Source organism: Streptomyces sp. NPDC029138, assembly GCF_055564375.1.
The window spans coordinates 1-24365 of the sequence record NZ_JBVHWM010000035.1 but is presented as its reverse complement, the minus strand read 5'-3'; the positions used below and the strand labels follow the sequence as shown (position 1 = coordinate 24365).

Genomic DNA, 24365 nt, shown 5'->3' with positions numbered 1-24365 from the left:
CCGTCAGGCCAAGCCGTCCCCGGCACGCCGTCACCGCACGCCGTCAGCCCAAGCCCTCACCGCACGCCGTCACCCCAAGCCGTCACACCACATCGTCACCCCTCGCCCTCAGCCCAACCCGTCACCCCACGCCGTCACTCCACGCCGATGAGCAGCAGCGCTCCCTGTCGGCCGCCCCGGTACACCACCGTGTCCACGGCCAGGTAGGACTCCCGTACGCGTGCCTCCAGGTGCGTGGCGACGGTCTCGGGTGCCTCGTCGCCGACGACGAGGGTGACCAGTTCGCCGCCGGCCTGGAGCATGCGGTCCAGGACGGTCCGGGCGGTGGCGGTGACGTCCGCGCCGATCACCGCCACATCGCCGTCGATCAGGCCGAGCACGTCCCCGGCCTGGCAGATGCCGGCCGTCGTCCAGGACTGGCGCTCGGCGACGACGACCTCGGCGTACCGGGTGGCGCCCGCCGCCGAGGTCATCTGGACGACGTCCTCGTCGAACCGGCGCCCCGGCTCGTGCACCGCGAGCGCGGCGATGCCCTGGACCGCCGACCGGGTCGGGATCAGCGCCACGCGGATGCCCTCGGTGCGGGCCTGTTCGGCCGCGGCGGCGGCCGTGTGGCGCAGCTCGGCGTCGTTGGGCAGCAGCACGACCTCGCGCGCGTGGGCACGCCGTACCGCCTGCACCAGCTCCCCGCTGGCGGGCGGCTCTCCGGGGCGCGCGAGGACGGTGGTCGCACCGGCCTCGGCGTACAGCCCGGCCAGCCCCTCGCCCGGTACGACGGCGACGACCGCCCGCTGGGCACGCTCGCGGGGCGGACGCTCGCGGCCGGTGTGCACATCGGCGAGCCCGAAGTGGGTGATCCGGATCCGGTACGGCCGCCCGGCCTCCACGCCGGCCTCCACGGCGGCACCGGCGTCGTCCACGTGCACATGGACGTTCCACAGCCCGTCGCCGCCGACCACGACCAGGGAGTCCCCGAGGGCGTCGAGCCGCGCGCGCAGCCGGGCCACGGCCGCGTCGTCGGCCTCCAGGAGGTAGATCACCTCGAACGCGGGTCCGCCGTGTCCGCCGGGTCCAGCCGCGTCGGCGCACCGCTCAGGGGCCGTCACGCGCGCGCGTGCGTCGCCATGGGAATCGGAGACGGGTACGGATACGGCTCTTTGAGGCGGCGGGATCTCCCGCAGCAGGGGCTCACGTACCCCAAGCTCACGTACCGCAAGCTCATGTACCGGAAGCTCACGTACCGCCTCCCCCGTGAACGCCTCCACCAACGCCCCCAGCACCGCCACCAGCCCCCGCCCGCCCGCGTCGACCACGCCGGCCCGCTCCAGGACGGCCAGCTGGGCCGGGGTCGCCGCCAGGGCCGCCCGCGCGCCCTCGTAGGCGGCCCGCGCGACCGTCCGGCAGTCGCCCTCGGCTCCCTCGGCGGCGTCGGCGGCGGCCGAGGCGACCGTGAGCACCGTGCCCTCGACGGGATGGGCGACGGCCTGCCGGGCGGAGTCGGCGGCCCGGCGCAGGGCCAGCCGCAGTCCCGATCCGTCGATGTGAGAGGCGTCACCGGCGTCCGCGAGCACCTGTGCCATCCCGCGCAGCAGCTGCGCCAGGATGGTCCCCGAGTTGCCCCGGGCCCCGATCAGCGCCCCGTGGGCCATGGCCCGGACGGCGTCCGCGAGCGAGGGCTCCCCGGAGCCGGTCTCGTACCCGGCGAACACCGCCTCCACGGCCGTGGCCGCCGACTCCAGGGTCAGATACAGATTGGTCCCGGTGTCGCCGTCCGCCACCGGATAGACGTTGATCGCGTCGATCTCCTCGCGGGCCCTCCCCAGTGCCCGGAGCGCCAGACCGCACCAGGTGCGCACCGCCAGAGCATCGAAGAATGTCTGCGGCACCTGCGTCACCTGCGCCTCCCTGAGCTGGCTGGACGTGGGACGCAGCGTAGACCCCGGACCGGTGCCCTCCGGAAGAGGGCCGGGGGTGGGGGCCTGAGCTGCCATGGTAGTTTCGTTCTACGGGCGCAGCCGTTGTATGCTGCTCCGGTTGCCCGATCCGATCGGGCCATTCCCCTGGCAGCGCCACTCAAGATTCAGGTCTTAGGATCTCGATCCCGGCATGCCGGGATCAACCGTAAGTGCATCTGAAGTCTTTGGAGTGACCCGTGGCTGCCAACTGCGACGTCTGCGGCAAGGGGCCGGGCTTCGGCAACAACATCTCGCACTCGCACCGCCGTACGTCCCGCCGCTGGAACCCGAACATCCAGCGTGTGCGTACCGTGGTCGGCGGGACGCCGAAGCGCGTGAACGCCTGCACCTCGTGCATCAAGGCCGGCAAGGTCTCGCGCTGACGCTACCGCTGAGCGCGCGGCCACTGCCTGGTTTCGCTGCACTGAGCCGGTCCACCTCCGGGTGGGCCGGCTTTTTGCCGTACCCGTGAGCCGTACGCACAAGCTGTACCCATGAGCCGTACTCATGACCGGCTGCCGCCTGCCAGAATCCACGGAATGCGCTTCGGCATCCTGGGCCCGGTCGAGATCCACACCGACGACGGCACCCTGCTCGACCCCGGCGGCCCCCGGCCCCGCGCCCTGCTCACGCTGCTGCTGCTCGACGCCGGCCGCGCGGTGTCCGTCGAACGCCTGCTGGACGGTCTGTACGGCGCCGAGCCGCCCGCCGGGGCCATGGGCGCGCTCCAGTCGCAGATCTCCCGCCTGCGCCGGCGTCTCGCGCCGCACGCCCGCATCGACGCCGGCCCCGCCGGCTACGCCCTCGCGATCGACCCGGACGCCGTCGACGTCCACCGTTTCGCGCGCCTGGCCACGGAGGGCCGTACGGCGCTCACCGCCGGTGATCATCCGCGAGCGGCGGCCCTCCTGCGGGACGCCCTCGCGCTGTGGCGCGGGCCGGCGCTGCCCGACCTGCCGGACGCGCACGCCGACCGGGCCCGGCTGGAGGAGCTGCGGCCGGCGGTCGTGGCGGACCGGATCGAGGCGGAGCTGGGGTCCGGGGGCGGGCCGGAGCTGGTGCCGGAGCTGCGGGCGCTGCTCCGGGCGCGTCCGCTGGACGAACGGCTGTACGGGCAGCTGATGCGGGCCCTGCACGCGGCCGGGCGGCCCGCCGAGGCACTCGCGGTGTACGAGGAGGCGCGGCGCAGGCTCGCCGACGAGCTGGGCGCCGACCCGTCGCCCGCCCTGTCCGCGCTCCACCTCGACCTGCTCCGGGACGGGACCGAGTCCCCGCCCCGCCCCCGTCTCCCGGCCCAGCTCACCCGCTTCGTGGGCCGCGAACCGGAACTGATCCGGATCGACCGCGCCCTCGCCGCCTCCCGCCTGGTGACGCTGACCGGCCCCGGCGGCGTCGGCAAGACCAGGCTCGCCCTGGAGGCGGCCCGCGCCCGGACCGGCGGGAACGCGACGAGGTCCCACACCGGCGCAGACACCAGCCACATCCACACCGCCACCCACACCCACACCGCCACAGCGCCGACAGCGGCCCGCCCCGGCGCGCCCACGCCGTCGGCCCGTGCCGCCGACGCCCCGCAGGTCTGTCTGGTCGAACTCGCGCCCCTGTCCGACGGCGCCCGGATCCCGTACGCGGTGCTGGCCGCGCTCGGGGTGCGGGACGGTTTCCGCAGCCCCGCCACGGACGCCCTGGACCGGCTGCTGGCCGCGCTGGCGGAGCGTGAGGTGCTGCTCGTGCTCGACAACTGCGAGCACCTGGTGGAGGCCGCCGCGCGCACGGCCGCGCTGCTCCTGGGCGCCTGCCCCGGCGTCCGCATCCTGGCGACCAGCCGGGAGTCGCTGGGCATCACGGGCGAGGTGCTGGTGCCGGTGCCGCCGCTGCCCGAGGAGCCGGCCGTACGGCTGCTGCTGGACCGCGCGCGGGCGGTGCGGCCGGATTTCGACGGCCACGCGCGCGTGCCGGAGATCTGCCGGGCCCTGGACGGGCTGCCGCTGGCGATCGAGCTGGCGGCTGCCCGGCTGCGCACGCTCTCCGTGGACGAGCTGGCGGACCGGCTGCACGACCGGTTCCGGGTGCTCGCGCGCGGGGACCGGGCCAAGGCGCCCCGGCATCGCACGCTGCGCGCGGTGGTGGAGTGGAGCTGGGAGCTGCTGGACGCGGCGGAACGGGACCTGGCGAGCAGGCTGACCGTCTTCCGGGGCGGGGCCACGCTGGACGCCGTGGCCGCCGTCTGCGGAGTGCCGTATCCGGAGGACCCGCTGGCGTCCCTGGTCGAGAAGTCGTTCCTGGAGGTGTCCGACGGGCGCTACCGGATGCTGGAGACGATCCGTGCCTTCGCCGCCGAGTCCCTCACCGGCCCCGTGGAACCAGGCGCGCCGCACACCAACTCGCTCACCGGCCCCGGGGAGCCGGGCACCACGCCCACCAGCCCCCAAGCGCTCCGGGCCGCGCACGCCGCCTACTTCCTCCGGCTGGCCGAGCACGCCGAGCCGCTGTTGCGCGGTGGTGAGCAACTGCCCTGGCTGCGGCGGCTGGCCGTCGAGCAGGGCAATCTGGACGCGGCCCTGCGGTATCTGACCGAGACGGCTCCGCACGACGCGCTGCGGCTGACGGCCGCGCTGACCTGGTTCCGGCGGCTGCGCGGCCTGCACGGGGACCGCGTGCCGGGCGCCCGGGCCCTGCTCGCGGCGGTCGGGGAGGAGCCGCCGCCCGGCCTGGCCGAGGAGTACGCGCTGTGTGTGATGAACGCCGTCTCCGGGCGCGGCGACGACCCGGCGGACCCCGCCCTGATCGCCCGCGCGGCCACCCTCATGGCCGCCCTGGACCGCCCGCTGCGGCTGCCGTTCACGGTGATCCTGTGGTCCCTCACGGGCGGCCCCCGGCTGAGCGTGGACGAACGCGTGCGGGTGCAGCTGGACCGGGAGCCGTGGGGCCTGGCCCTGCTGGATCTCGGCCTCGCCTACCAGGCGCTGTTCGCGGGGCGGGCCGCCGCCGCGGAAGAGGGCTTCACGCGCGCGTGGAAGGGTTTCCAGGGGACGGGCGACCGCTGGGGCATGGCCAACTGCCTCGACCCGCTGGCCGGGTTCGCGTACGGCCGGGGCGCGTACGCGCGGGCGCTGGCCCTGCTGGACGAGGGGCTGGCGCACGTCCGGGAACTGGACGCGCCGGAGGAGACCGCCGATCTGCTGCGCACGCGCGCGGTGGTGCTGCTGGCCCAGGGGGACTCGGCGGAGGCCGCCGCGCACTTCACGCGCTCCGGTGATCTCGCCCGTACCGCCGGGGCGACCGACAAGGTGGCCGGTGCGCTGCGCGGGCTGGGAGACGTGGAACGGCTGGGCGGGGACACGGCACGCGCGCGCGTGCACTACGAGAACGCCCTGGCGGCCTGTGCGGCCACATGGTTCAGCGTGGGTGAGACGGTGCGGATTCTCATCGGGCTGGGCCGTACCGCCGCCGCCGAAGGGGACGGGGACTCGGCCCGGGACTGGCTGGCCCAGGCCCGCGCGCAGGCCCTGGAGCCGTCCGACGGGCTCCTGCTCGCCGATGTCGCCGACGCGCTCGCCGCCGTGGCCGCGCGCCCGGAGCGGGCGGCCGAACTCCTCGGCGCCGCCGCGGGCCTGCGCGGCGCGCCCCTGCCCGGGGACCCGGACGTCGCGCGGACGACGGAGCGCACGCGCGCGTGCCTGTCCCCCGAGGCCTACGCCCAGGCCTACGAGCGGGGCCGGCGCCTGCGGTCAGCGGCGGTCAGCGAACGGTAGGGGCACGGTAAGCGGGGCCCGGGACAGTGGCCGGCATGACGCAGACACACCACCTCGGCCACCTGTCCGTCCTGATCTCCGGCGCCAGCGTCGCCGGCCCCGCCCTCGCCCTGAACCTGGCCCGCTACGGCGCCCGTGTCACGGTCGTGGAGAAGGCGCCCGCCCTGCGCGCCGGCGGCTTCGCCGTCGACTTCCGGGGGCACGTGCACCGTACGGTGCTCACCGCGATGGGCATCTGGGACGACGTCCACGCCCACCAGACCCACATGGGCCGCCAGAGCGTCGTCGCCGCCGACGGCACCCCGCGCGTGGACCTGCCCGCGGAGATGATGAGCGGCGATGTGGAGATCTTCCGCGGCGATCTGGCCCGGATCATGTACGAGCGGACGAAGGACTCGGTGGAGTACGTCTTCGGCGACTCCGTCACGGCGCTGACGGACACCCCGCGGGGCGTGGAGGTCGCGTTCGAGCGGGGCGCGCCCCGCCGTTTCGACCTCGTCGTCGGCGCCGACGGCCTGCACTCCAACACCCGCCGCCTGGTCTTCGGCGACGAGTCCCGTTACCTGCGCTTCCTCGACCACTACGTGGCCGGCTTCACCCTCCCCAACCACCTGGGCCTGAACCGCACCGGCCGTCTCTACAGCGAGCCGGGCCGCTGTGTCGGCCTCAACAACTACGACGGCGACCCGGAGCGGGCCGGCGCCCTGCTGGTCTTCCGGTCCGAGCCGCTGGCGTACGACCGCCGGGACGTCGCGGCGCACAAGCGCGTCCTCACCGAACGGTTCGCCGGGATGGGCTGGGAGACGCCGGCCGTGCTGAAGGGGCTCGCGGAGGCCGACGACCTGTACTTCGACGCCATCGCCCAGATCCACATCGACCGTCTCGTCAAGGGCCGGGTGGCGCTGCTGGGCGACGCCGGGTACGGCGCGACGATGGGCGGCATGGGGACGGGTGTGGCGATCGTCGGCGCCTACGTCCTCGCCGGTGAGCTGGCCCTGGCGGGCGGCGATCACCGGGCCGCGCTGGCCGCCTACGAGAGCCGCGTCCGGGACTTCGCCAAGGGCTGCCAGAAGATCTCCGGCAACGCGGGGCCGTTCTTCGCCCCGGCCACCGAGCGGCGCATCCGCAGCCGGGACCGGATGTACCGGCTGCTCAGCTCCCGGCCGCTGGCCGGTTTCTTCAAGCGGCTGACGGAGAGGGCGGCGACCGCAATCGAACTCGCGGAATATCCCGCCTGACCTCAGGGAGTACCCCGCCCGCCGCTCAGGGAGTATCCCGCCTGAGCGCCCACCCGTGGTCCACGGGCCCGATCCCGGCGCCGAGGGCGAACCCGGCGGCGATGGCGCCGGTGACGTACTCCTTGGCCGCCGCGACCGCCTCCGGCACGGACCGCCCCCCGGCCAGGCCGCAGGCGATGGCGGAGGCGAGGGTGCAGCCGGTGCCGTGGGTGTGCCGGTTGTCGTGGCGGGGCGCCCGCAGCAGGTGCTCCTCGGAGCCGTCGGTGAGCAGGTCCACGGCGTCGCCCGTCAGGTGTCCGCCCTTGATCAGCACCCAGCGCGGCCCGAACTCCAGCACGGCCGCGGCGGCCCGTCGTAGATCGTCCTCCGACTGGACGCGGACGCCGGTGAGTTGGGCCACCTCGTCGAGGTTCGGGGTGGCCACGGTCGCCACCCGCAGCAGCTTCGTCCGTACGGAGTCCAGGGCGGAGGCGGCCAGCAGCGGGTCGCCGTGCTTGGAGACGCCGACCGGGTCCACCACGACCGGTGCGTCCGTGCCGGAGATCAACTCGGCGACCGTCTCGACCAGTTCGGCGGAGGACAGCATGCCGGTCTTCACTGCCTGGACGCCGATGTCGTCCACGACGCTGCGGTACTGGGCCCGGACCGCCTCCACGGGCAGCTCCCAGGCGCCCTGCACGCCCACCGAGTTCTGCGCGGTCACCGCGGTGAGCACGCTCATGCCGTGCACGCCGAGCGCGAGCATCGTCTTCAGGTCGGCCTGGATGCCGGCGCCGCCGCCGGAGTCCGAGCCGGCCACTGTGAGAACCCGGGGGATCATGACTCGATGTCCCCGAAGTGGTCCCAGCCGCCCTTGCTGGTCCAGGGCGCCCCGTCGACCGTCACCTGGGGCAGCGCGGAGGGGTTGAGGACCTCACCGATGACCTTCCAGCGGGCGGGGAGCTTGGCGTCCGGCGGGAAGGTGGCCACGATCGCGTGGTCCTCTCCCCCGGTCAGCACCCACTGGAGCGGGTCCACGCCGACGGCCTGCCCGATGTCGTTCATCTGCGTCGGGATGTCGATCGCGCCGGAGCGGATGTCGATGCGGACCTTGCTGGCCTCGGCGATGTGCCCGAGGTCGGCGATCAGGCCGTCGCTCACGTCGCACATCGCGGTGGCGCCGAGCGCGGCGGCGGCCGGGCCCGCGTGGTACGGCGGCTCGGGGCGCCGGTGGGCCTCCACGAAGGCGCGGGGCGAGCGGAAACCGCGGGAGAGCACCGCGTAGCCGGCCGCGGACCAGCCCAGCCAGCCGGTGACGGCCACGAGGTCGCCGGGCTGGGCACCCGCGCGCGTGACGGGCTCCTGGTTGCGCAGATCGCCGAGCGCGGTGATCGACACCATGATCGTGTCGCCGCGTACGACGTCCCCGCCGACCACGGAGGCGCCGGCGACCTGGCACTCGTCGCGCAGGCCGTCCATCATCTCGGTGGGCCAGGTGACCGGCAGTTCGGCCGGGACGACCAGGCCGAGCAGCAGCGCGGTCGGTACGGCGCCCATGGCGGCGATGTCCGCGAGGTTCTGCGCGGCGGCCTTGCGGCCGACGTCGTAGGCCGTGGACCAGTCGCGGCGGAAGTGCCGGCCCTCCAGCAGGATGTCGGTGCTCGCCACCACCCGTCGGTCGGGCGCGGCGACCACCGCGGCGTCGTCGCCGGGGCCGACCCGGACCGCCGGGGTGGTGGTGAGACGGGAGGTCAGCTCCCGGATGAGCCCGAACTCACCTAGCTCACCCACTGTGCCCTTCATTGCCTCAAGCCCCTTCTGTGCCTTGCCACGCCCGGTCGCGCGTCACCAGTGTCCCCGATACGGTCGAGAGGACCGTCAACTTCCGTCGTGCCCGCACCCTGGCGCGCAAGCCCGGTTCCCGCAGGTCTCCCCTCGGGGAGCGGCGACGCGATACCGTGGCGTTCCTTTTCCCCACATGATCCTCGTGGCCGCCCTGGAGGTTCCGTGGTACAGGCGTACATCCTGATCCAGACGGAGGTCGGCAAGGCGTCGACCGTCGCCGAGACGATCAACAAGATTCCTGGAGTGCTCCAGGCCGAGGACGTGACAGGGCCGTACGACGTCATCGTGCGCGCCCAGGCCGAGACGGTCGACGAGCTCGGCCGCATGGTGGTCGCGAAGGTCCAGCAAGTGGACGGCATCACGCGCACCCTGACCTGTCCGGTGGTGCATCTGTAGCCCCCGTCTACGCTTGGCCGGTGAACATCTTCCGCCACCGGCCCCTCGCCCTGCTCGCCCCGGCCCTGCTCATCGCGGTCGCGGGCTGCTCCACGGCAGACGACAGCGGCACCGCGGCGGTTCCGACCCCCGACGCGCGGACCGCTCCGCTCTGCCGGGACCTGGACAAGGTCCTGCCGCGGAAGGTGGACGGGCAGACCCGCGCCGACCCCGAGCCCCGGTCCGCCTACACGGCGGGCTGGGGAAACCCGGCGATCATACTGCGCTGCGGCATCGTCCGGCCGCCGAAGATGATCGATGCCAAGGTGGCGCAGGGCGACGACCCGAACGCGATCGGCGGCGGGGTGAACGGCGTGGAGTGGCTGATGGAGAAGCAGGGCGACGGCACCTGGCGGTTCACCACGTCCAATCGCCGGGCGTATGTGCAGGTGATCCTGCCGAAGAAGCTGTCCGGGTCGGACGACAGCGCCCAGGTGCTGACGGACCTGGCGCCGGCCGTGAAGAAGGCGATCCCGAAGGGGATCGCCTCCATGCGGGGATGAGACCTGACGGGGTCAGCGAAGCCCCGTCGAGCGGCGCAGCGCCGCCTGCACCAGGCGGTCCACCAGCTCGGGGTAGCTGATCCCGCTCGCCTGCCACATCTGCGGGTACATCGAGATCGGCGTGAAGCCGGGCATGGTGTTGATCTCGTTGATCACGAACTCGCCGTCCTCGGCGAGGAAGAAGTCCGCGCGGACCAGGCCCTCGCAGGAGGCCGCCTCGAACGCCTCGACGGCGAGCCGGCGCACCTCGGCGGTCTGCTCCTCGGTGAGCGGGGCCGGGACGATGCCGGGCGTGGAGTCGATGTACTTGGCCTCGAAGTCGTAGTACGCGTGCGCGTCCGGCGGCGGGATCTCGGCCGGGACGGAGGCGCGCGGGCCGTCCTCGAACTCCAGGACGCCGCACTCGATCTCACGGCCCCGTACGGCCGCCTCGACGAGGATCTTCGGGTCGTGAGCCTGCGCCTCGGCGATCGCCTCGTCCAGGCCGGACAGGTCGTCGACCTTGGTGATGCCGATGGACGAGCCCGCGCGCGCGGGCTTCACGAACAGCGGCCAGCCGTGCTCGCCGGCGAAGTCGACGATCCTCTTGCGGGCGGCGGACTCGTCCTGGGCCCACTCGCGGGGGCGGATCACCAGGTACGGGCCGACCCTGAGCCCGTAGGAGGTGAAGATCCGCTTCATGTACTCCTTGTCCTGGCCGACGGCCGAGGCGAGCACGCCGGAGCCGACGTACGGCACTCCGGACAGCTCCAGCAGACCCTGGAGGGTGCCGTCCTCGCCGTAGGGGCCGTGGAGCACCGGGAAGACCACGTCGACCTCGCCGAGCGCCTTGGGCACGGAGCCGGGCTCGCTGTAGACGACCTCGCGGTTCGCCGGGTCGACGGGGAGCACCACGCCGCCCTCGTGCGACTCCGCCAGCTCCGCCACGCTGGGAGTGCGGCGGTCGGTGATGGCCATCCGCTCCGGCTCGTCGGCCGTCAGCGCCCAGCGGCCGTCCGTGGTGATGCCGATCGGCAGGACGTCGTACTTCGTCCGGTCGATGGCCTTGAGGACGGCGCCGGCGGTGACCACGGAGATCCCGTGTTCGGAGCTGCGCCCGCCGAACACGACGGCCACGCGCGGCTTGCGCGACGGCTGCTCAGGGCTCTGGGGAAGGTTCTCGGTGCTCATATCGCGTTGAGAGTACCTGTAGGCAGCGCCCAAGTCAGCGCGCGCTCCCGGGCCGTCGCTCAGCGTCGCACGGACGGTCGCTCAGTGTCGTGCCCGGCGCCTCCCGGGCGGGCTCGGCGACCCTGGGCCCGGCGCCTGCCGGCCTCAGCGCCTCTCGGGCTTGGCGCTGCGCGCCATCAGCTCCTTGAGCGCGACGACCGGCGACTTGCCCTCGTGCACGATGCTGACGACCGTCTCGGTGATGGGCATGTCGACGCCGTGCCGGCGGGCCAGATCCAGCACGGACTCGCAGGACTTGACGCCCTCGGCGGTCTGCTTGGTGACCGCGATGGTCTCCTCCAGGGTCATGCCCTTGCCGAGGTTGGTGCCGAAGGTGTGGTTGCGCGACAGCGGCGAGGAGCAGGTGGCCACCAGGTCGCCCAGGCCCGCGAGTCCGGAGAAGGTCAGCGGGTCGGCGCCCATCGCGAGGCCGAGCCGTGTGGTCTCGGCGAGGCCGCGCGTGATGAGCGAGCCCTTGGCGTTGTCGCCGAGCCCCATGCCGTCGGCGATGCCCACCGCGAGCCCGATGACGTTCTTGACCGCGCCGGCGAGTTCGCAGCCGACCACGTCGGTGTTGGTGTACGGCCGGAAGTACGGCGTGTGGCAGGCGGCCTGGAGCCGCTGGGCGACCCGCTCGTCGGTGCAGGCCACGACGGCCAGGGCGGGCATGCGGGCGGCGATCTCGCGGGCCAGGTTGGGTCCCGTGACGACCGCGATCCGGTCGGCGCGGACCTTGGCGACGTCCTCGACGACCTCGCTCATCCGCATGGTGGAGCCGAGTTCGACGCCCTTCATCAGGGAGACGAGGACGGTGTCCGGGGCGAGCAGCGGGGCCCACTCGGCGAGGTTGGCGCGCAGGGTCTGGGAGGGGATGGACAGGACCGTGAAGTCGGCGCCGGCCGCGGCCTCGGCGGGGTCGGTGGTGGCCCGGACGTTCTCGGGGAGTTCGACGCCCGGCAGGTAGTCGGGGTTGACCCGGCTGGTGTTGATCGCCTCCGCGACCTCCGGCCGGCGGGCCCACAGGGTGACCTCGCAGCCGGCGTCGGCGAGCACCATGCCGAAGGCGGTGCCCCACGAACCGGCACTGAAGACCGCCGCCCTTACCGGTGCGCTCACTTGCTCTGCCCTTCCACTTGCCGGCCCTCCGCCTGCGCCCGGGTGCGGCGGCGCTGCTCGATCCGCTCACGGCGCGGGTCGTAGGGCGTCTCGGGCGCCTTCTCGCCGCGGATCTCCTCCAGCTGGCGGGTGATGGCCGCCATGATGACCTCGGTGGCCTCCTTCAGCACCTCCGGGGTCATCTCCCGGTCGTAGAAACGGGAGAGGTCCACGGGGGGTCCCGCGAGCACGTGGTGCGTCTTGCGCGGGAAGAGGTTCGGCTTCTTGGCGTACGGCGGCAGCAGTTCGTTGGCGCCCCACTGCGCGACGGGGATGACCGGGCACTTGGTCTGGAGGGCGACCCGGGCGGCACCGGTCTTGCCGGTCATGGGCCAGCCGTTCGGGTCGCGGGTGAGGGTGCCCTCGGGGTAGAACGCGACGCACTCGCCGCGCTCCACGGCGTCGATCGCGGCCCGGAAGGCGCTGAGGGCGTCCGTGGACTCGCGGTAGACGGGGATCTGCCCGGTGCCGCGCATGGCGGCCGCGACGAATCCCTTCTTGAAAAGCCCGCTCTTCGCCAGGAATCGCGGGACCCGTCCGGTGTTGTACTGATAGTGCGCGTACGCGAAGGGGTCCAGGTGGGAATTGTGGTTCACCGCGGTGATAAATCCGCCCTCGGCCGGAATGTGCTCCATTCCACGCCAGTCCCGCTTGATCAGAACCACCAGCGGCGGTTTGCAGATCACCGCGGCGAAGCGGTACCAGAAGCCGATTCTGCGGCGGGACACAAGGACACCTTCCTCTAGGACTGCCACCCCGGCGGGGGCCGCACAAGTGTGGCCCCGGGCCGCCGGTCTGTCGAGAACACCGTACGCCCCGCCTCCCGCGGCGCCGGATGCCCCGGGGGACAATGAGCGCGACAAGAGAGGGACGGTACGCCGGTGCAGTGGACCTTGGTCATCCCCCTGAAGCCCCTGACGCGGGCCAAGAGCAGGCTCGCGGACACCGCCGACGACGGGGTGCGCCCGGGGTTGGCGCTGGCGTTCGCGCAGGACACGGTGGCCGCGGCGATGGCGTGTCCGGCGGTGTCGGATGTGGCGGTCGTCACGGACGACGAGTTGGCCGGCCGGGAGCTGACCGCGCTGGGGGCGCGGATCGTCCCGGACGCGCCCGGCAGCGGCCTGAACGCCGCGCTGGCACACGGCGCGGCCGTCGTACGCGCCGTCCGCCCCGGCGCTGCGGTGGCGGCCCTGAACGCCGATCTGCCGGCCCTGCGTCCGGCGGAACTCTCCCGGGTACTGGCGGCGGCCTCGCAATTCCCGCGCGCGTTTCTCGCGGACGCTGCGGCGTTGGGCACGACTTTGCTGACGGCGGCCGGTGATCGTGAATTGCGACCGGCATTCGGCGTCGATTCCCGTTCCCGCCACCGGGCCTCCGGAGCGGTGGAACTCGCGCTGATGGGGGTGGATTCGGTCCGCCAGGACGTCGACACGGCCGCGGACCTGCGAGCGGCGCTGGCACTGGGCGTGGGCCGGCATACGGCGGCGGCTTCGGCGGGCTTGCTGATCCCGGGCCCCTGAAGCGCGCCCGGAGGGGCGCGGGGCTGTATCGATGTGCGGCTCCGCCGCGCGGGCGCGAGCGACCACGATGGCCCCGCAGCCGGCGTACAGCCCGCACCCCCAACGGCGAACCACGGGACGCACTACGCTGGCCGACATGCAAGCAACCGCATACACCTACGACCCCGAAACCCGCAGCGGTCAGGTGCTTCTGGACGACGGCACCCCGGTCGCCTTCGACGCGGCGGCGTTCGACCGCGGCGGACTGCGGCTGCTGCGTCCGGGACAGCGGGTGCGGATCGAGACGGAGTCCGAGGGCGGCGCCCTCCGGATCACCCTCGTAACCCTTCAGACCCTCTAACCGCCCTTACACACGCCGCGGGCCGGGCTCCCCAGGGGAGTCCGGCCCGGCGCGTGAATGCCCTGGCGGCCTTACGACGTCGCCTTGCGGGCGGTGGTCTTCTTGGCGGTGGTCTTGCGGGCCGTCGACTTCTTCGCCGGGGCCTTCTTGGCGGTGACCTTCTTCGCCGGGGCCTTCTTCGCGGTCGTCTTCTTGGCGGCGGCCTTCGACGTGGTGGTCTTGGCGGTCGCCGTGGTCTTCTTGGCGGGAGCCTTCTTCGCCGTGGTCTTCTTCGCGGCGGCCGTGGTCTTCTTCGCCGCCGCCTTCTTCGCCGCGGTACCCGCGGTCTTCTTCGCCGCACCCGCCGTCTTCTTGGCGGCGGCCTTCTTGCCTGCGGCCTTCGCGATGGTGGGCGGCGGGCCGGACAGGCTGCCCTTCGGCGCCTTCTTGACCGCGACCTCGCCCCCGCGCGGGAGCTTCTTCGAGCCGCTCACCAGGTCCTTGAAGCCCTGACCGGCGCGGAAGCGCGGCACGGAGGTCTTCTTGACCCGAACCCGCTCGCCCGTCTGGGGGTTACGGGCGTAGCGGGCGGGGCGGTCCACCTTCTCGAAGGACCCGAAGCCGGTGACCGAGACCCGCTCGCCCGCGACGACCGCGCGGACGATGGCGTCCAGAACATGATCGACAGCGTCGGCGGCCTGCTGGCGGCCACCCAACTTGTCGGCAATCGCTTCTACGAGCTGCGCCTTGTTCACGTCTTCCCCTTCGGAGACATCGCCAGAACGAAAGTGTTCAAGCTTTTTCGCACGTTAGGCAGATATATACCGCAAATCAAACACGAAACGGGCTTATCACCCTCGTGCCGCAACGGACTCGGCTGTCTCGGACGGTTCAGCGGTCCTCTTCGGGGACCCGACCCGCGTCGAGATCCGCCGTGAACCGATCGAGCCGCCTTGCCGCGTCGGCGAGATCGTGCTTGGCCGCGGCCGTAATGACCAGCAGCTTCCGGGCCAGCGCCATCCGTACGCCCTCCGGGACTTGCAGTGCGCGCACCCTGGCGTGCGCTTCCTTGAGCTGGTTCGCGACCGCCGTATAGAGCTGGAGTTGGCCGTCGTGTTCCATGCACAGATTGTGCCATCTGGGGCGAGTTGTCGCCTGCGCAGGGTGCAACTACCGCCTCAAATGGCCTTCCAGGCACTTGCGGAAGACGCGAACACAGCACTCACCTACCCGGACAACGTCCTTCGTAACGTGGGAAGTTGAGCGGACCAGGGCAGAGTCGCAGGGCCGTTCGGGTGCAGACATGGCTGTACCCCCAATCGTGGCGATCGGGGGTACAGGCGGGGTGTTGGCGTGGCCGAAACCCGACCGTTCCGGGGCTCGGTCGGCGCCGGATCAGACCGGGAGCGTCCGCGGCTTGTAGGCGGGGCGCTCGGCCTCGTAGGCGGCGATCTCGTCCTCGTTCCGGAGGGTGATGGAGATGTCGTCCAGGCCGTTCAGCAGCCGCCAGCGGGAGTTCTCGTCCAGCTCGAAGGAGGCGGTGATGCCCTCGGCGCGCACCTCACGCGCCTCAAGGTCCACAGTGACCTCAGTAGTGGGGTCCTGCTCGGTCAGCTCCCACAGCGCGTCCACGATCTTCTGGTCCAGGACCACCGTGAGCAGGCCGTTCTTCAGCGAGTTGCCCCGGAAGATGTCGGCGAAGCGGGAGGAGATCACGGCCTTGAAGCCGTAGTTCTGGAGCGCCCAGACGGCGTGCTCGCGGGAGGAGCCGGTGCCGAAGTCGGGGCCGGCGACCAGGACCGTGGCGCCCTGCCGCTCGGGGCGGTTGAGGATGAACTCGGGGTCCTTGCGCCAGGCCTCGAAGAGCCCGTCCTCGAAGCCGTCCCGGGTGACCTTCTTGAGCCAGTGAGCAGGGATGATCTGGTCGGTGTCGACGTTGCTGCGGCGCAGCGGGACGGCCCGGCCGGTGTGGGTGGTGAAGGCTTCCATGATTCTCAGACTCCAGCGGGCGTGCGGTCGTCGGTCAGATCGGCCGGGGAGGCCAGGTGGCCCAGGACGGCGGTGGCCGCCGCGACCTGCGGCGACACCAGGTGGGTACGACCGCCCTTGCCCTGCCGGCCCTCGAAGTTGCGGTTGGAGGTGGACGCGGAGCGCTCGCCCGGGGCCAGCTGGTCGGGGTTCATGCCCAGGCACATCGAGCAGCCCGCGTGCCGCCATTCGGCGCCGGCCTCCTTGAAGACCACGTCCAGGCCCTCGGAGACGGCCTGGAGACCCACGCGCGCGGAGCCCGGGACGACCAGCATCCGTACGCCGTCGGCGACTTTGCGGCCCCGCAGGATGTCCGCGGCGGCGCGCAGGTCCTCGATGCGGCCGTTGGTGCAGGAGCCTACGAAGACGGTGTCGACGTTGATGGAGCGCAGCGGCTGTCCGGCCGCCAACCCCATGTACTCCAGGGCCTTTTCGGCGGCGAAGCGCTCCGAAGCGTCTTCGTACGAAGCCGGGTCGGGGACGTTCGCCGAAAGCGGCGCGCCCTGGCCGGGGTTGGTGCCCCAGGTGACGAACGGGGACAGCTCGTCGGCGTTGATGACGACCTCGGCGTCGAAGACGGCGTCCTCGTCCGTCCTCAGCGTCTTCCAGTACGCGACGGCCGCGTCCCAGTCGGCGCCCTCGGGGGCGTGCGGACGGCCCTTGAGGTACGCGAAGGTGGTCTCGTCGGGGGCGATCATGCCCGCCCGGGCGCCGGCCTCGATCGACATGTTGCAGATGGTCATCCGGGCCTCCATCGAGAGCTTCTCGATGGCGGAGCCGCGGTACTCCAGGACGTAGCCCTGGCCGCCGCCCGTACCGATCTTCGCGATGATCGCCAGGATCAGGTCCTTGGCGGTGACGCCGTCGGGCAGCTCGCCCTCGACGGTGATCGCCATGGTCTTGGGGCGGGCCATCGGCAGCGTCTGGGTGGCCAGCACGTGCTCGACCTGCGAGGTGCCGATGCCGAACGCCAGCGCGCCGAAGGCACCGTGCGTGGAGGTGTGCGAGTCGCCGCAGACGACGGTGGTGCCCGGCTGGGTCAGACCCAGCTGGGGGCCGACGACGTGGACGACGCCCTGCTCGACGTCGCCCAGCGGGTGCAGCCGCACCCCGAACTCGGCGCAGTTCTTGCGCAGGGTCTCCAGCTGGACGCGGGAGACGGGGTCGGCGATGGGCTTGTCGATGTCGAGGGTCGGGGTGTTGTGGTCCTCGGTCGCGATGGTGAGGTCGAGGCGGCGGACCGTACGGCCGTTCTTGCGGAGCCCGTCGAAGGCCTGGGGGCTGGTCACCTCGTGCAGCAGGTGCAGATCGATGTAGAGGAGGTCGGGCTCGCCCTCGGCGCGCCGGACGACGTGGTCGTCCCAGACCTTCTCCGCGAGTGTCCTACCCATCGCTTTCCCTCCGGCCGGCAAGCGTCCACCGACCCAACTAGAGATCTTGAGGAGCGGTGGCTGCCCTTCTCGGGCCCCTGAACGTCGTGATTCCGGGCGTCCACCGCCAGGCCCGTTGGTCTGCGGGCCGCTGTGTGATTCCAGGGTGGCGCGTTCCACCGAAAATTGAACTTGCGTTTCACAGAGTGAGACGTGAGTATCGTTGCATGGACAACAGTAGCGGCGTCGGCGTTCTGGACAAGGCGGCCCTCGTCCTGAGCGCTCTGGAGTCCGGTCCGGCCACCCTCGCGGGACTGGTCGGCGCGACCGGACTGGCACGACCCACGGCCCACCGCCTGGCCGTGGCCCTGGAACACCACCGCATGGTGGCACGCGACATGCAGGGCCGTTTCATTCTCGGCCCGCGCCTCGCGGAGCTTGCGGCCGCGGCGGGCGAGGACCGCCTGCTCGCGACGGCGGGCCCCGTGCTCACCCACCTGCGTGATGTCACCGGCGAGAGCGCGCAGCTCTACCGGCGCCAGGGTGACATGCGGATCTGTGTGGCCGCGGCGGAACGCCTGTCCGGCCTCAGGGACACGGTCCCGGTCGGCTCCACGCTGACGATGAAGGCGGGCTCCTCGGCGCAGATCCTGCTCGCCTGGGAGGAGCCCGAGCGCCTGCACCGGGGCTTGCAGGGCGCCCGCTTCACGGCGACGGCCCTGTCGGGCGTACGGCGGCGCGGCTGGGCCCAGTCCATCGGCGAGCGCGAGCCGGGCGTCGCGTCGGTCTCCGCGCCCGTGCGCGGCCCCTCCAACCGCGTGGTGGCCGCCGTCTCCGTCTCGGGCCCCATCGAGCGCCTGACCCGCCACCCGGGCCGCATGCATGCCCAGGCGGTCATCGACGCGGCGGCCCGCCTCTCGGAGGCCCTGCGCCGCTCGGGCTGAGAACAGAGGAAGACCCCGCCCGGGAAGGGCCGCCTCAACGCCGCGGCAGGCTCTTCCCAAGGGCGGGGCAGCCAACCTGAAGGGGCGCGGGGAACCGCGCGAGTACCGCCCACGGGCCCGCACCCGCGTGGCGCCGGACGCCCCACGGCGGTCAGGCGCCCGTACCCTCCCTCGACCGGTGAGCGAACCGGTCCTTCGCATACCGGCCCCGCTTCTCCAACGGCACCTGCCCATGCGCGGCGGCCAGCCCGAACGCCGGCATGTCCCCGTAGATCGCCTCGTACGACCCCTCCGGCACGACATACGTCTCGTGCCAGATCCCGACCTGCCCCCGCAGCCTGCCGCCCCGCTCCCTGCGGTTGATCGCGGCCCACGCCTTGTGATGGAAGGCGTCCGGCGCGGTCGCGTAGGCGTACAGCTTGTCCTTGGACTCCCAGTACTGCACGACGTAGTACGTACGCGGTGACGCGGTCAGCAGCACCTTGGCGAGCAGCCCCCGTCCGGGGTCCTTCTCCAGTTCCCGCAGCATGCGGAACATCGCGAGCATCACCGGCAGCCAGAGGTGCACCGCCCGGAAGCGGTTGATGCGCATGCCGATCAGCAGGACGACGACCTCGCCCTTCGCGTCGGCGGTCGTACGGGACACCATGGCTTCCCCCTCGTCGGTGAGCGGCACTATCCAATCGCCCGGTGTTTGGATAGTGCCGTTATCCAAGAAGGAGCGCAAGACATGCGGCTTGCCGAGCTGAGCAGACGCAGCGGTGTGGCCACCGCGACGATCAAGTACTACCTGCGCGAAGGGCTGTTGCCGCCGGGCCGCCAGGTGAACGCGACGACGGCCGACTACGACGAGACACACCTGCGCCGGCTGCGGCTGGTCCGCGCGATGATCCAGGTGGGCCGGCTCCCGGTGGCGACGGTCCGCGAGGTGCTCGGGCACGTCGACGACGACTCGCTGGGCCGCACGATCCGGCTCGGCGCGGCCCTGTGGGCGCTGCCCCAGGTCCCGGAGCCGGACGAGGACGACGAGTTCGTGCGGGCCGCGCACCGGGCGGCGGGCGAGCTGCTGGACAGGCTCGGCTGGTCGAACGCGCGGCTGCTGACGACCATCTCCCCCGCGTACCGCTCGCTGGTGGTGGCGGTGGCCGCGTTCCGCCGGCTCGGCTACGACTGGGACGCCGAACTGCTCGTGTCCTACGCGAAGTTGATGCATGAGGCCGCCAAGCTCGACTTGGACTTCGTGGAGACGCATCCGTCGGAGGCGGAGAAGGTGGAGACGGCGGTGCTCGGCGCGGTCCTGGTGGAGCCGATGCTCCAGGCCCTGCACCGGCTGGCCCAGGAGGAGGAGTCGGCGCGGCGCTACGGCTTCGAGTGAGCGCGAGGGGGCGGGCGAGGGCGGGAACGGCGAAGGCCCTCCACCGAGGTGGAGGGCCTTCCCTGTGCGTACCCCCGACCGGATTCGAACCGGCGCTACCGCCTTGAGAGGGCGGCGTGCTAGGCCGCTACACAACGGGGGCATGGACTCTGCGTTTCCGCAGGTCCGAGCTGGTCTACCTGGACTCGAACCAAGACTAACTGAACCAGAATCAGTCGTGCTGCCAATTACACCATAGACCAATGATGGTTTAGACCAGTCAGTACCCCCGACCGGATTCGAACCGGCGCTACCGCCTTGAGAGGGCGGCGTGCTAGGCCGCTACACAACGGGGGCCCTAGCGATCCCGACGAGATCGGGATCAGTACCCCCGACCGGATTCGAACCGGCGCTACTGCCTTGAGAGGGCAGCGTGCTAGGCCGCTACACAACGGGGGCTTTGCAGATAAGCTCTGCGAGCTGGCCTACCTGGACTCGAACCAAGACTAACTGAACCAGAATCAGTCGTGCTGCCAATTACACCATAGGCCACTGGAACTCAAGCCCCTACGGGGTTCTCGTTCTAGCTTGCTCCTCGGGGCTCCGGCCTTCCGGCCCGCTCCCCTCGGCGCAGGAAGAACATTACCTGAAGGTGGACGGGGCTCCAAAACGGGTATCCACGCGGACGAGCGCCGGGAGTTCGGCGAGGGTCGAGATCCGGTGCGCCACGACCTGCCCGGCGGCCCGCGCGTAGGCCGCCCCGCGGTCGATCCACACCGACAGCAGCCCGGCCTCGGCGGCGCCCCGCCCGTCGATCTCGGGGTGGTCGCCGACGTACGCCACCTCGTGCGGGGGCAGCCCCAGCGCCTCGCAGGACGCCAGGAAGGCGCCCGCCTCCGGCTTGGAGACGCCCAGCTCGGCGGCGCACAGCACGGACTCGAAGCGGTGGAGCAGGCCGAGGGTGCGCAGCTTGTGCTCCTGGACCGTGATGCTGGAGTTGGACAGCACCGCGTGCCGGTGGCTGGCCGCGAGGGCCTCCAGGGCGGGCAGGACGTCCGGGAAGACGCTCCAGGCGGCCTCGTAGTGCCCGACGTACCGCCCGAACCAGTCGTCGGCCTCCGCGTCGCTCAGATCCTTGTCCAGGAAGACCCGGACCCGGTCGCGCCGCTGGTCCTGGAAGGTGGTCTCGCCGGCCGCGTAGCGCGCCCACTGCCGTTCGGTGATCTCCCGCCACCGGACCAGCGCGGCCTCCGCGCTGCCGTAGCCGGCGAGCAGCCCCTCCGCCACGAGATGGGCGCGCATGCCCTCCCGGTCGGCGGTCGTGTAGTCGAAGAGGGTGTCGTCCACGTCCCAGACCACGGCTCTGATCGTCATGGAACCGACCGTACCGCCCCACCGGCCGGAGCGTGGGAGCGTTGGTCGTCAGACGCTCGTCAGCCCAGGTCGGAGGCGGGGTCGGAGGGGTCAGGGGCCACGAAGAAGTCCGTCAGGAAGCAGGTGACCTCGCCCGACGCCGAGCGGCCCGTCCAGGTGGGATAGCAGCCGTCGCCCCAGCCGGAGGTGAACGCGGCCAGGGTGTGTCCGCCGGTGGTGGAGGTGACCAGGTGCGGCCCCGGCGACCAGTCGCTGTTCTCGAACGCGTCCCACAGCGGCCCCTCCTCCTCCTGGGTCTCCGGGAACGCCTCCTCGGCCGAGGCGTCGTAGAAGCAGCCCGCGCCGGCGTCGACGCCGTACCCGAAGAACTCGTCGCCCTTGAGTTCGGCGAGGTCCTGGCCGGGGAGCAGGGCCAGTTCCCAGGTGACGGCCGGCTCGTCGCGGATGACGAGGCGGGCGGCGGCCACCCGCAGGTGGGGACGGTCGGACGGGGGCTCGCCGGGCCGGGTGAGGGTGGCGACGGCCGCTTCGACGCGGTAACGGCCGGGCGCGACGGTGGCCGTGAAGGGCTCGATGTCGCCGCTGCCGAGGTAGACGAACGGGTCACTGGCGACGACCCGGCCGGTGGGGAGGTCCAGCTCGCCGCCGTCGGCCACATGGATCACGCCCGTGGTCCCGGACTCGTAGCTGAACGTGCTGCCCGGGGTGAACAGCCAGGTGTAGTCCCGCGGACTCATCGGCATGACGGCGCCCTTCTCGATCTCGCTCGCTGTGTGAGGCGAGACACTAGTGCGACCCACTGACAGGTATGCCGGCGGGGCGGCGGCCGAACGGCCACCGCCCCTCGGGGACGCGCGCTTACGCCGTCAGCCTGGCCAGCGCCGCGTCGACACGGGCCAGCGTCTTCTCCTTGCCCAGGACCTCCAGGGACTCGAAGAGCGGCAGCCCGACGGTGCGGCCGGTGACGGCCACGCGGACCGGGGCCTGGGCCTTGCCGAGCTTGAGGCCGTGCGCCTCACCGGCGGCCAGGACGGCCTCCTTGAGCGACTCGGCCGAGGTCCAGTCCGCCGCCTCCAGCTTCTCGCGGGCGGTGCGCAGCAGGGCGTCGGAGCCCTCCTTCATCGCCTTGGCCCACGAGGCCTCGTCGAAGACCGGCTCCGGCAGGAACAGGAAGTCGACGTTGTCGGTGATCTCGGACAGGACCTTCACACGGGTCTGGGCGTGCGGGGCGATCGCCTGCCACTTGGCCTCGTCGAAGTCCTCCGGCGCCCAGGGCGCGAACGGGGCCTTCAGCCACGGGCGGCAGCGCTCGGTGAACTCCTTCACATCCAGCATGCGGATGTGGTCGGCGTTGATCGCCTCGCACTTCTTCAGGTCGAAGCGCGCCGGGTTGGGGTTCACGTCGGCGATGTCGAAGGCCTGGACCATCTCCTCGATCGTGAAGATGTCCTGGTCCGCGGAGAGCGACCAGCCCAGCAGGGACAGGTAGTTGAGCAGGCCCTCGGGCAGGAAGCCCTGCTCGCGGTAGAGGTTGAGGGACGACTGCGGGTCGCGCTTGGAGAGCTTCTTGTTGCCCTCGCCCATCACGTACGGCAGGTGACCGAAGGCCGGGATCTGCCGGGCGATGCCCAGCTCGATCAGCGCCTTGTAGAGCGCGATCTGGCGCGGGGTGGAGGAGAGCAGGTCCTCGCCGCGCAGGACGTGGGTGATCTCCATCAGGGCGTCGTCGACCGGGTTCACCAGCGTGTACAGCGGAGCGCCGTTCGCGCGGACGATGCCGTAGTCGGGCACGTTCTCCGGCGTGAAGGTCAGCTCGCCGCGGACCAGGTCGGTGAAGGTGATGGTCTCGTCGGGCATCCGGAAGCGGACGATCGGGGTGCGACCCTGCGCCTGGTACTCCTCGACCTGCTCGGCACTCAGGTCGCGGCAGTGGCCGTCGTAGCCGGAGGGCCTGCCGGCGGCGCGGGCGGCCTCGCGGCGGGTGTCCAGCTCCTCCTGGGAGCAGTAGCAGTGGTAGGCGTGACCGCCGTCGAGGAGCTTCTGGGCGACGTCGGCGTAGATGTCCATGCGCTGCGACTGGCGGTACGGCGCGTGCGGGCCGCCGACCTCGGGGCCCTCGTCCCAGTCGAAGCCGAGCCAGCGCATCGCGTCGAGCAGCTGGTTGTACGACTCCTCCGAGTCGCGGGCCGCGTCGGTGTCCTCGATGCGGAAGACCAGGGTGCCCTGGTGGTGCCGGGCGAACGCCCAGTTGAACAGGGCGGTGCGGACCAGGCCCACGTGGGGGTTACCGGTGGGTGAGGGGCAGAAACGGACGCGTACGGAGCCGGGTGCGCTAGCCACGCTTGACAACCTTGTTGGTGAGAGTGCCGATGCCTTCGATGGTGACGGCGACCTCGTCGCCGACGCTGAGGGGGCCGACCCCCGCGGGGGTGCCGGTGAGGATCACGTCGCCGGGGAGCAGCGTCATGGCCTCGGAGATGTTGACGATCAGGTCCTCGATGGGGTGGATCATCTCGCTCGTGCGGCCCAGCTGACGTTGTTCGCCGTTGACCGTGAGCTGGATGGTGAGGTCGTTCGCGGCGTCCACGGAGAGGTCCGTCTCCACCCAGGGGCCGAGCGGGCAGGAGGTGTCGAAGCCCTTGGCCCGGGCCCACTGCTTCTCGCGCTTCTGCACGTCGCGGGCGGTGATGTCGTTGGCGCAGGTGTAGCCGAAGATCACGTCCTTGACGCGGTCGCGCGGGACCTCGCGGCACAACCGGCCGATGACGACGGCCAGCTCGGCCTCGTGGTGCAGTTCCTGGGAGAACGACGGGTACTGGATGTCGTCGCCGGGGCCGATCACGGAGGTGGACGGCTTGAAGAAGGCGAACGGCGCCTCGGGCACCTCGTTGCCCAGTTCGCGGGCGTGCTTGGCGTAGTTGCGGCCGAACGCCACGACCTTGTTGGGGAGCACCGGCGGGAGCAGCCTGACCTTGCTCACCGGCACCTTGGTCCCGGACAGCTCGTAGTCCGCGAACGGGATGCCCTTGATGATGTCGAGGACGAGTTCGTCCTGCTTGTCGCCCTCGACCGCGCCGAAGGCTACGTTCCCGTCGATGGAGAACCTGGCGATGCGCACGGGATCCTTGCGCCCCTCACTGAGAACCGGCGTACTGACGCCTCAGGTTATCGGAGCTGGCCGAAGTTGTTCGCTTCCGGGGGCATCGCCGCAGGTCAGAGGCGGGTCACCGGGGTGCGCTCCGTCACGGCCCCGGTACCGCGTCCGCCGGAGGGCGCGGAAAAGCGGGCGCGGGGGGGGGGGGGGGGGGGGGGGGGGGGGGGGGGGGGGGGGGGGGGGGGGGGGGGGGGGGGGGGGGGGGGGGGGGGGGGGGGGGGGGGGGGG

At 72.0% G+C, this 24365-nt stretch carries 24 protein-coding genes and 5 tRNA genes; 9 read left to right on the top strand and 20 right to left on the bottom strand.

The window, feature by feature from the left end:
- Positions 1-134: 134 nt before the first annotated feature.
- Positions 135-1895, bottom strand: coding sequence for a DAK2 domain-containing protein (locus ACZ4WH_RS25140; RefSeq protein ID WP_468184219.1), 1761 nt, complete (start codon positions 1893-1895; stop codon positions 135-137).
- 257 nt (positions 1896-2152) lie between these two features.
- Here ACZ4WH_RS25140 and rpmB point away from each other — a divergent pair, with 257 nt between their 5' ends.
- The 3 genes from rpmB to ACZ4WH_RS25125 all read left to right on the top strand — a co-directional run bounded on the left by rpmB (position 2153) and on the right by ACZ4WH_RS25125 (position 6948).
- Positions 2153-2338, top strand: coding sequence for a 50S ribosomal protein L28 (gene rpmB / locus ACZ4WH_RS25135; protein WP_003993230.1), 186 nt, complete (start codon positions 2153-2155; stop codon positions 2336-2338).
- A gap of 156 nt (positions 2339-2494) precedes the next feature.
- Complete coding sequence (locus tag ACZ4WH_RS25130) at positions 2495-5710, top strand: AfsR/SARP family transcriptional regulator (protein WP_468184339.1); 3216 nt, start codon at positions 2495-2497, stop codon at positions 5708-5710.
- A gap of 35 nt (positions 5711-5745) precedes the next feature.
- Complete coding sequence (locus ACZ4WH_RS25125) at positions 5746-6948, top strand: FAD-dependent monooxygenase (protein ID WP_468184216.1); 1203 nt, start codon at positions 5746-5748, stop codon at positions 6946-6948.
- 25 nt (positions 6949-6973) lie between these two features.
- Here ACZ4WH_RS25125 and thiD read toward each other — a convergent pair whose 3' ends face one another.
- Together thiD and ACZ4WH_RS25115 are read right to left on the bottom strand one after the other, a co-directional pair.
- Positions 6974-7768 carry a bifunctional hydroxymethylpyrimidine kinase/phosphomethylpyrimidine kinase gene (gene thiD / locus ACZ4WH_RS25120; RefSeq protein ID WP_468184214.1) on the bottom strand — a complete coding sequence of 265 codons (795 nt, stop codon included), beginning with the start codon at positions 7766-7768 and terminating at the stop codon, positions 6974-6976.
- A complete protein-coding gene (locus tag ACZ4WH_RS25115; protein ID WP_468184211.1) occupies positions 7765-8730 on the bottom strand; it encodes a thiamine-phosphate kinase in 966 nt (321 codons plus the stop codon). The genes thiD and ACZ4WH_RS25115 overlap by 4 nt, the downstream gene beginning before the upstream one ends.
- A gap of 204 nt (positions 8731-8934) precedes the next feature.
- On the opposite strand from ACZ4WH_RS25115, the gene ACZ4WH_RS25110 reads away from it, so the two are divergent.
- Complete coding sequence (locus ACZ4WH_RS25110; RefSeq protein ID WP_468184210.1) at positions 8935-9168, top strand: Lrp/AsnC family transcriptional regulator; 234 nt, start codon at positions 8935-8937, stop codon at positions 9166-9168.
- Between the two features lie 20 nt (positions 9169-9188).
- A complete protein-coding gene (locus ACZ4WH_RS25105; protein ID WP_468184207.1) occupies positions 9189-9710 on the top strand; it encodes a DUF3515 domain-containing protein in 522 nt (173 codons plus the stop codon).
- A 12-nt stretch (positions 9711-9722) separates the two neighbouring features.
- Here ACZ4WH_RS25105 and ACZ4WH_RS25100 read toward each other — a convergent pair whose 3' ends face one another.
- From ACZ4WH_RS25100 to ACZ4WH_RS25090, 3 genes are all read right to left on the bottom strand, one after another.
- Positions 9723-10880 carry a D-alanine--D-alanine ligase family protein gene (locus ACZ4WH_RS25100; RefSeq protein WP_468184204.1) on the bottom strand — a complete coding sequence of 386 codons (1158 nt, stop codon included), beginning with the start codon at positions 10878-10880 and terminating at the stop codon, positions 9723-9725.
- Positions 10881-11024: 144 nt separating this feature from the next.
- On the bottom strand, positions 11025-12035 hold the full coding sequence (locus ACZ4WH_RS25095; protein WP_468184202.1) for an NAD(P)H-dependent glycerol-3-phosphate dehydrogenase: 1011 nt from the start codon (positions 12033-12035) through the stop codon (positions 11025-11027).
- Positions 12032-12802, bottom strand: a complete 771-nt coding sequence (locus tag ACZ4WH_RS25090) for a lysophospholipid acyltransferase family protein (protein ID WP_468184199.1) — start codon at positions 12800-12802, stop codon at positions 12032-12034. Before ACZ4WH_RS25090 ends, ACZ4WH_RS25095 begins: the two co-directional genes overlap by 4 nt.
- Positions 12803-12955: 153 nt before the next feature.
- Between ACZ4WH_RS25090 and cofC the strand changes: the two genes are divergently transcribed.
- A complete protein-coding gene (cofC, locus tag ACZ4WH_RS25085) occupies positions 12956-13594 on the top strand; it encodes a 2-phospho-L-lactate guanylyltransferase (protein ID WP_468184196.1) in 639 nt (212 codons plus the stop codon).
- Between the two features lie 136 nt (positions 13595-13730).
- Positions 13731-13934 carry a hypothetical protein gene (locus ACZ4WH_RS25080; protein ID WP_468184194.1) on the top strand — a complete coding sequence of 68 codons (204 nt, stop codon included), beginning with the start codon at positions 13731-13733 and terminating at the stop codon, positions 13932-13934.
- 71 nt (positions 13935-14005) lie between these two features.
- Here the strand turns inward: ACZ4WH_RS25080 and ACZ4WH_RS25075 are convergent, their stop codons facing one another.
- From ACZ4WH_RS25075 to leuC, 4 genes are all read right to left on the bottom strand, one after another.
- Entirely contained in the window at positions 14006-14668 is a 663-nt protein-coding gene (locus tag ACZ4WH_RS25075) for an HU family DNA-binding protein (protein ID WP_468184191.1), read from the bottom strand.
- 136 nt (positions 14669-14804) lie between these two features.
- On the bottom strand, positions 14805-15035 hold the full coding sequence (locus ACZ4WH_RS25070; RefSeq protein ID WP_468184188.1) for an SCO5555 family protein: 231 nt from the start codon (positions 15033-15035) through the stop codon (positions 14805-14807).
- Positions 15036-15308: 273 nt separating this feature from the next.
- Positions 15309-15902: a 3-isopropylmalate dehydratase small subunit gene (gene leuD, locus ACZ4WH_RS25065; protein WP_468184186.1), complete on the bottom strand. Its 594-nt coding sequence runs from the start codon at positions 15900-15902 to the stop codon at positions 15309-15311.
- A 5-nt stretch (positions 15903-15907) separates the two neighbouring features.
- A complete protein-coding gene (gene leuC / locus ACZ4WH_RS25060; RefSeq protein ID WP_468184183.1) occupies positions 15908-17332 on the bottom strand; it encodes a 3-isopropylmalate dehydratase large subunit in 1425 nt (474 codons plus the stop codon).
- A gap of 206 nt (positions 17333-17538) precedes the next feature.
- On the opposite strand from leuC, the gene ndgR reads away from it, so the two are divergent.
- A complete protein-coding gene (gene ndgR / locus ACZ4WH_RS25055) occupies positions 17539-18255 on the top strand; it encodes an IclR family transcriptional regulator NdgR (protein ID WP_023546516.1) in 717 nt (238 codons plus the stop codon).
- 151 nt (positions 18256-18406) lie between these two features.
- On the opposite strand, the gene ACZ4WH_RS25050 is transcribed toward ndgR, so the two are convergent.
- Complete coding sequence (locus ACZ4WH_RS25050; RefSeq protein ID WP_468184181.1) at positions 18407-18904, bottom strand: DUF4188 domain-containing protein; 498 nt, start codon at positions 18902-18904, stop codon at positions 18407-18409.
- 81 nt (positions 18905-18985) lie between these two features.
- On the opposite strand from ACZ4WH_RS25050, the gene ACZ4WH_RS25045 reads away from it, so the two are divergent.
- Positions 18986-19630, top strand: coding sequence for a MerR family transcriptional regulator (locus tag ACZ4WH_RS25045; protein WP_468184179.1), 645 nt, complete (start codon positions 18986-18988; stop codon positions 19628-19630).
- Positions 19631-19699: 69 nt separating this feature from the next.
- Here ACZ4WH_RS25045 and ACZ4WH_RS25040 read toward each other — a convergent pair.
- The 9 genes from ACZ4WH_RS25040 to ACZ4WH_RS25000 form a co-directional block, all read right to left on the bottom strand.
- Positions 19700-19772 (bottom strand) — tRNA-Glu (locus ACZ4WH_RS25040).
- A 28-nt stretch (positions 19773-19800) separates the two neighbouring features.
- Positions 19801-19872: transfer RNA gene (locus ACZ4WH_RS25035), tRNA-Gln, on the bottom strand.
- Positions 19873-19893: 21 nt separating this feature from the next.
- A tRNA-Glu gene (locus ACZ4WH_RS25030) sits at positions 19894-19966 on the bottom strand.
- A 29-nt stretch (positions 19967-19995) separates the two neighbouring features.
- A tRNA-Glu gene (locus tag ACZ4WH_RS25025) sits at positions 19996-20068 on the bottom strand.
- A 21-nt stretch (positions 20069-20089) separates the two neighbouring features.
- Positions 20090-20161 (bottom strand) — tRNA-Gln (locus ACZ4WH_RS25020).
- 90 nt (positions 20162-20251) lie between these two features.
- Positions 20252-20983: an HAD family hydrolase gene (locus ACZ4WH_RS25015; RefSeq protein ID WP_468184176.1), complete on the bottom strand. Its 732-nt coding sequence runs from the start codon at positions 20981-20983 to the stop codon at positions 20252-20254.
- A 59-nt stretch (positions 20984-21042) separates the two neighbouring features.
- A complete protein-coding gene (locus ACZ4WH_RS25010) occupies positions 21043-21726 on the bottom strand; it encodes a DUF4241 domain-containing protein (RefSeq protein ID WP_468184174.1) in 684 nt (227 codons plus the stop codon).
- Between the two features lie 115 nt (positions 21727-21841).
- Entirely contained in the window at positions 21842-23323 is a 1482-nt protein-coding gene (gltX, locus tag ACZ4WH_RS25005; protein WP_468184172.1) for a glutamate--tRNA ligase, read from the bottom strand.
- A complete protein-coding gene (locus ACZ4WH_RS25000) occupies positions 23316-24101 on the bottom strand; it encodes a fumarylacetoacetate hydrolase family protein (protein WP_468184169.1) in 786 nt (261 codons plus the stop codon). Before ACZ4WH_RS25000 ends, gltX begins: the two co-directional genes overlap by 8 nt.
- Between the last annotated feature and the right edge of the window lie 264 nt (positions 24102-24365).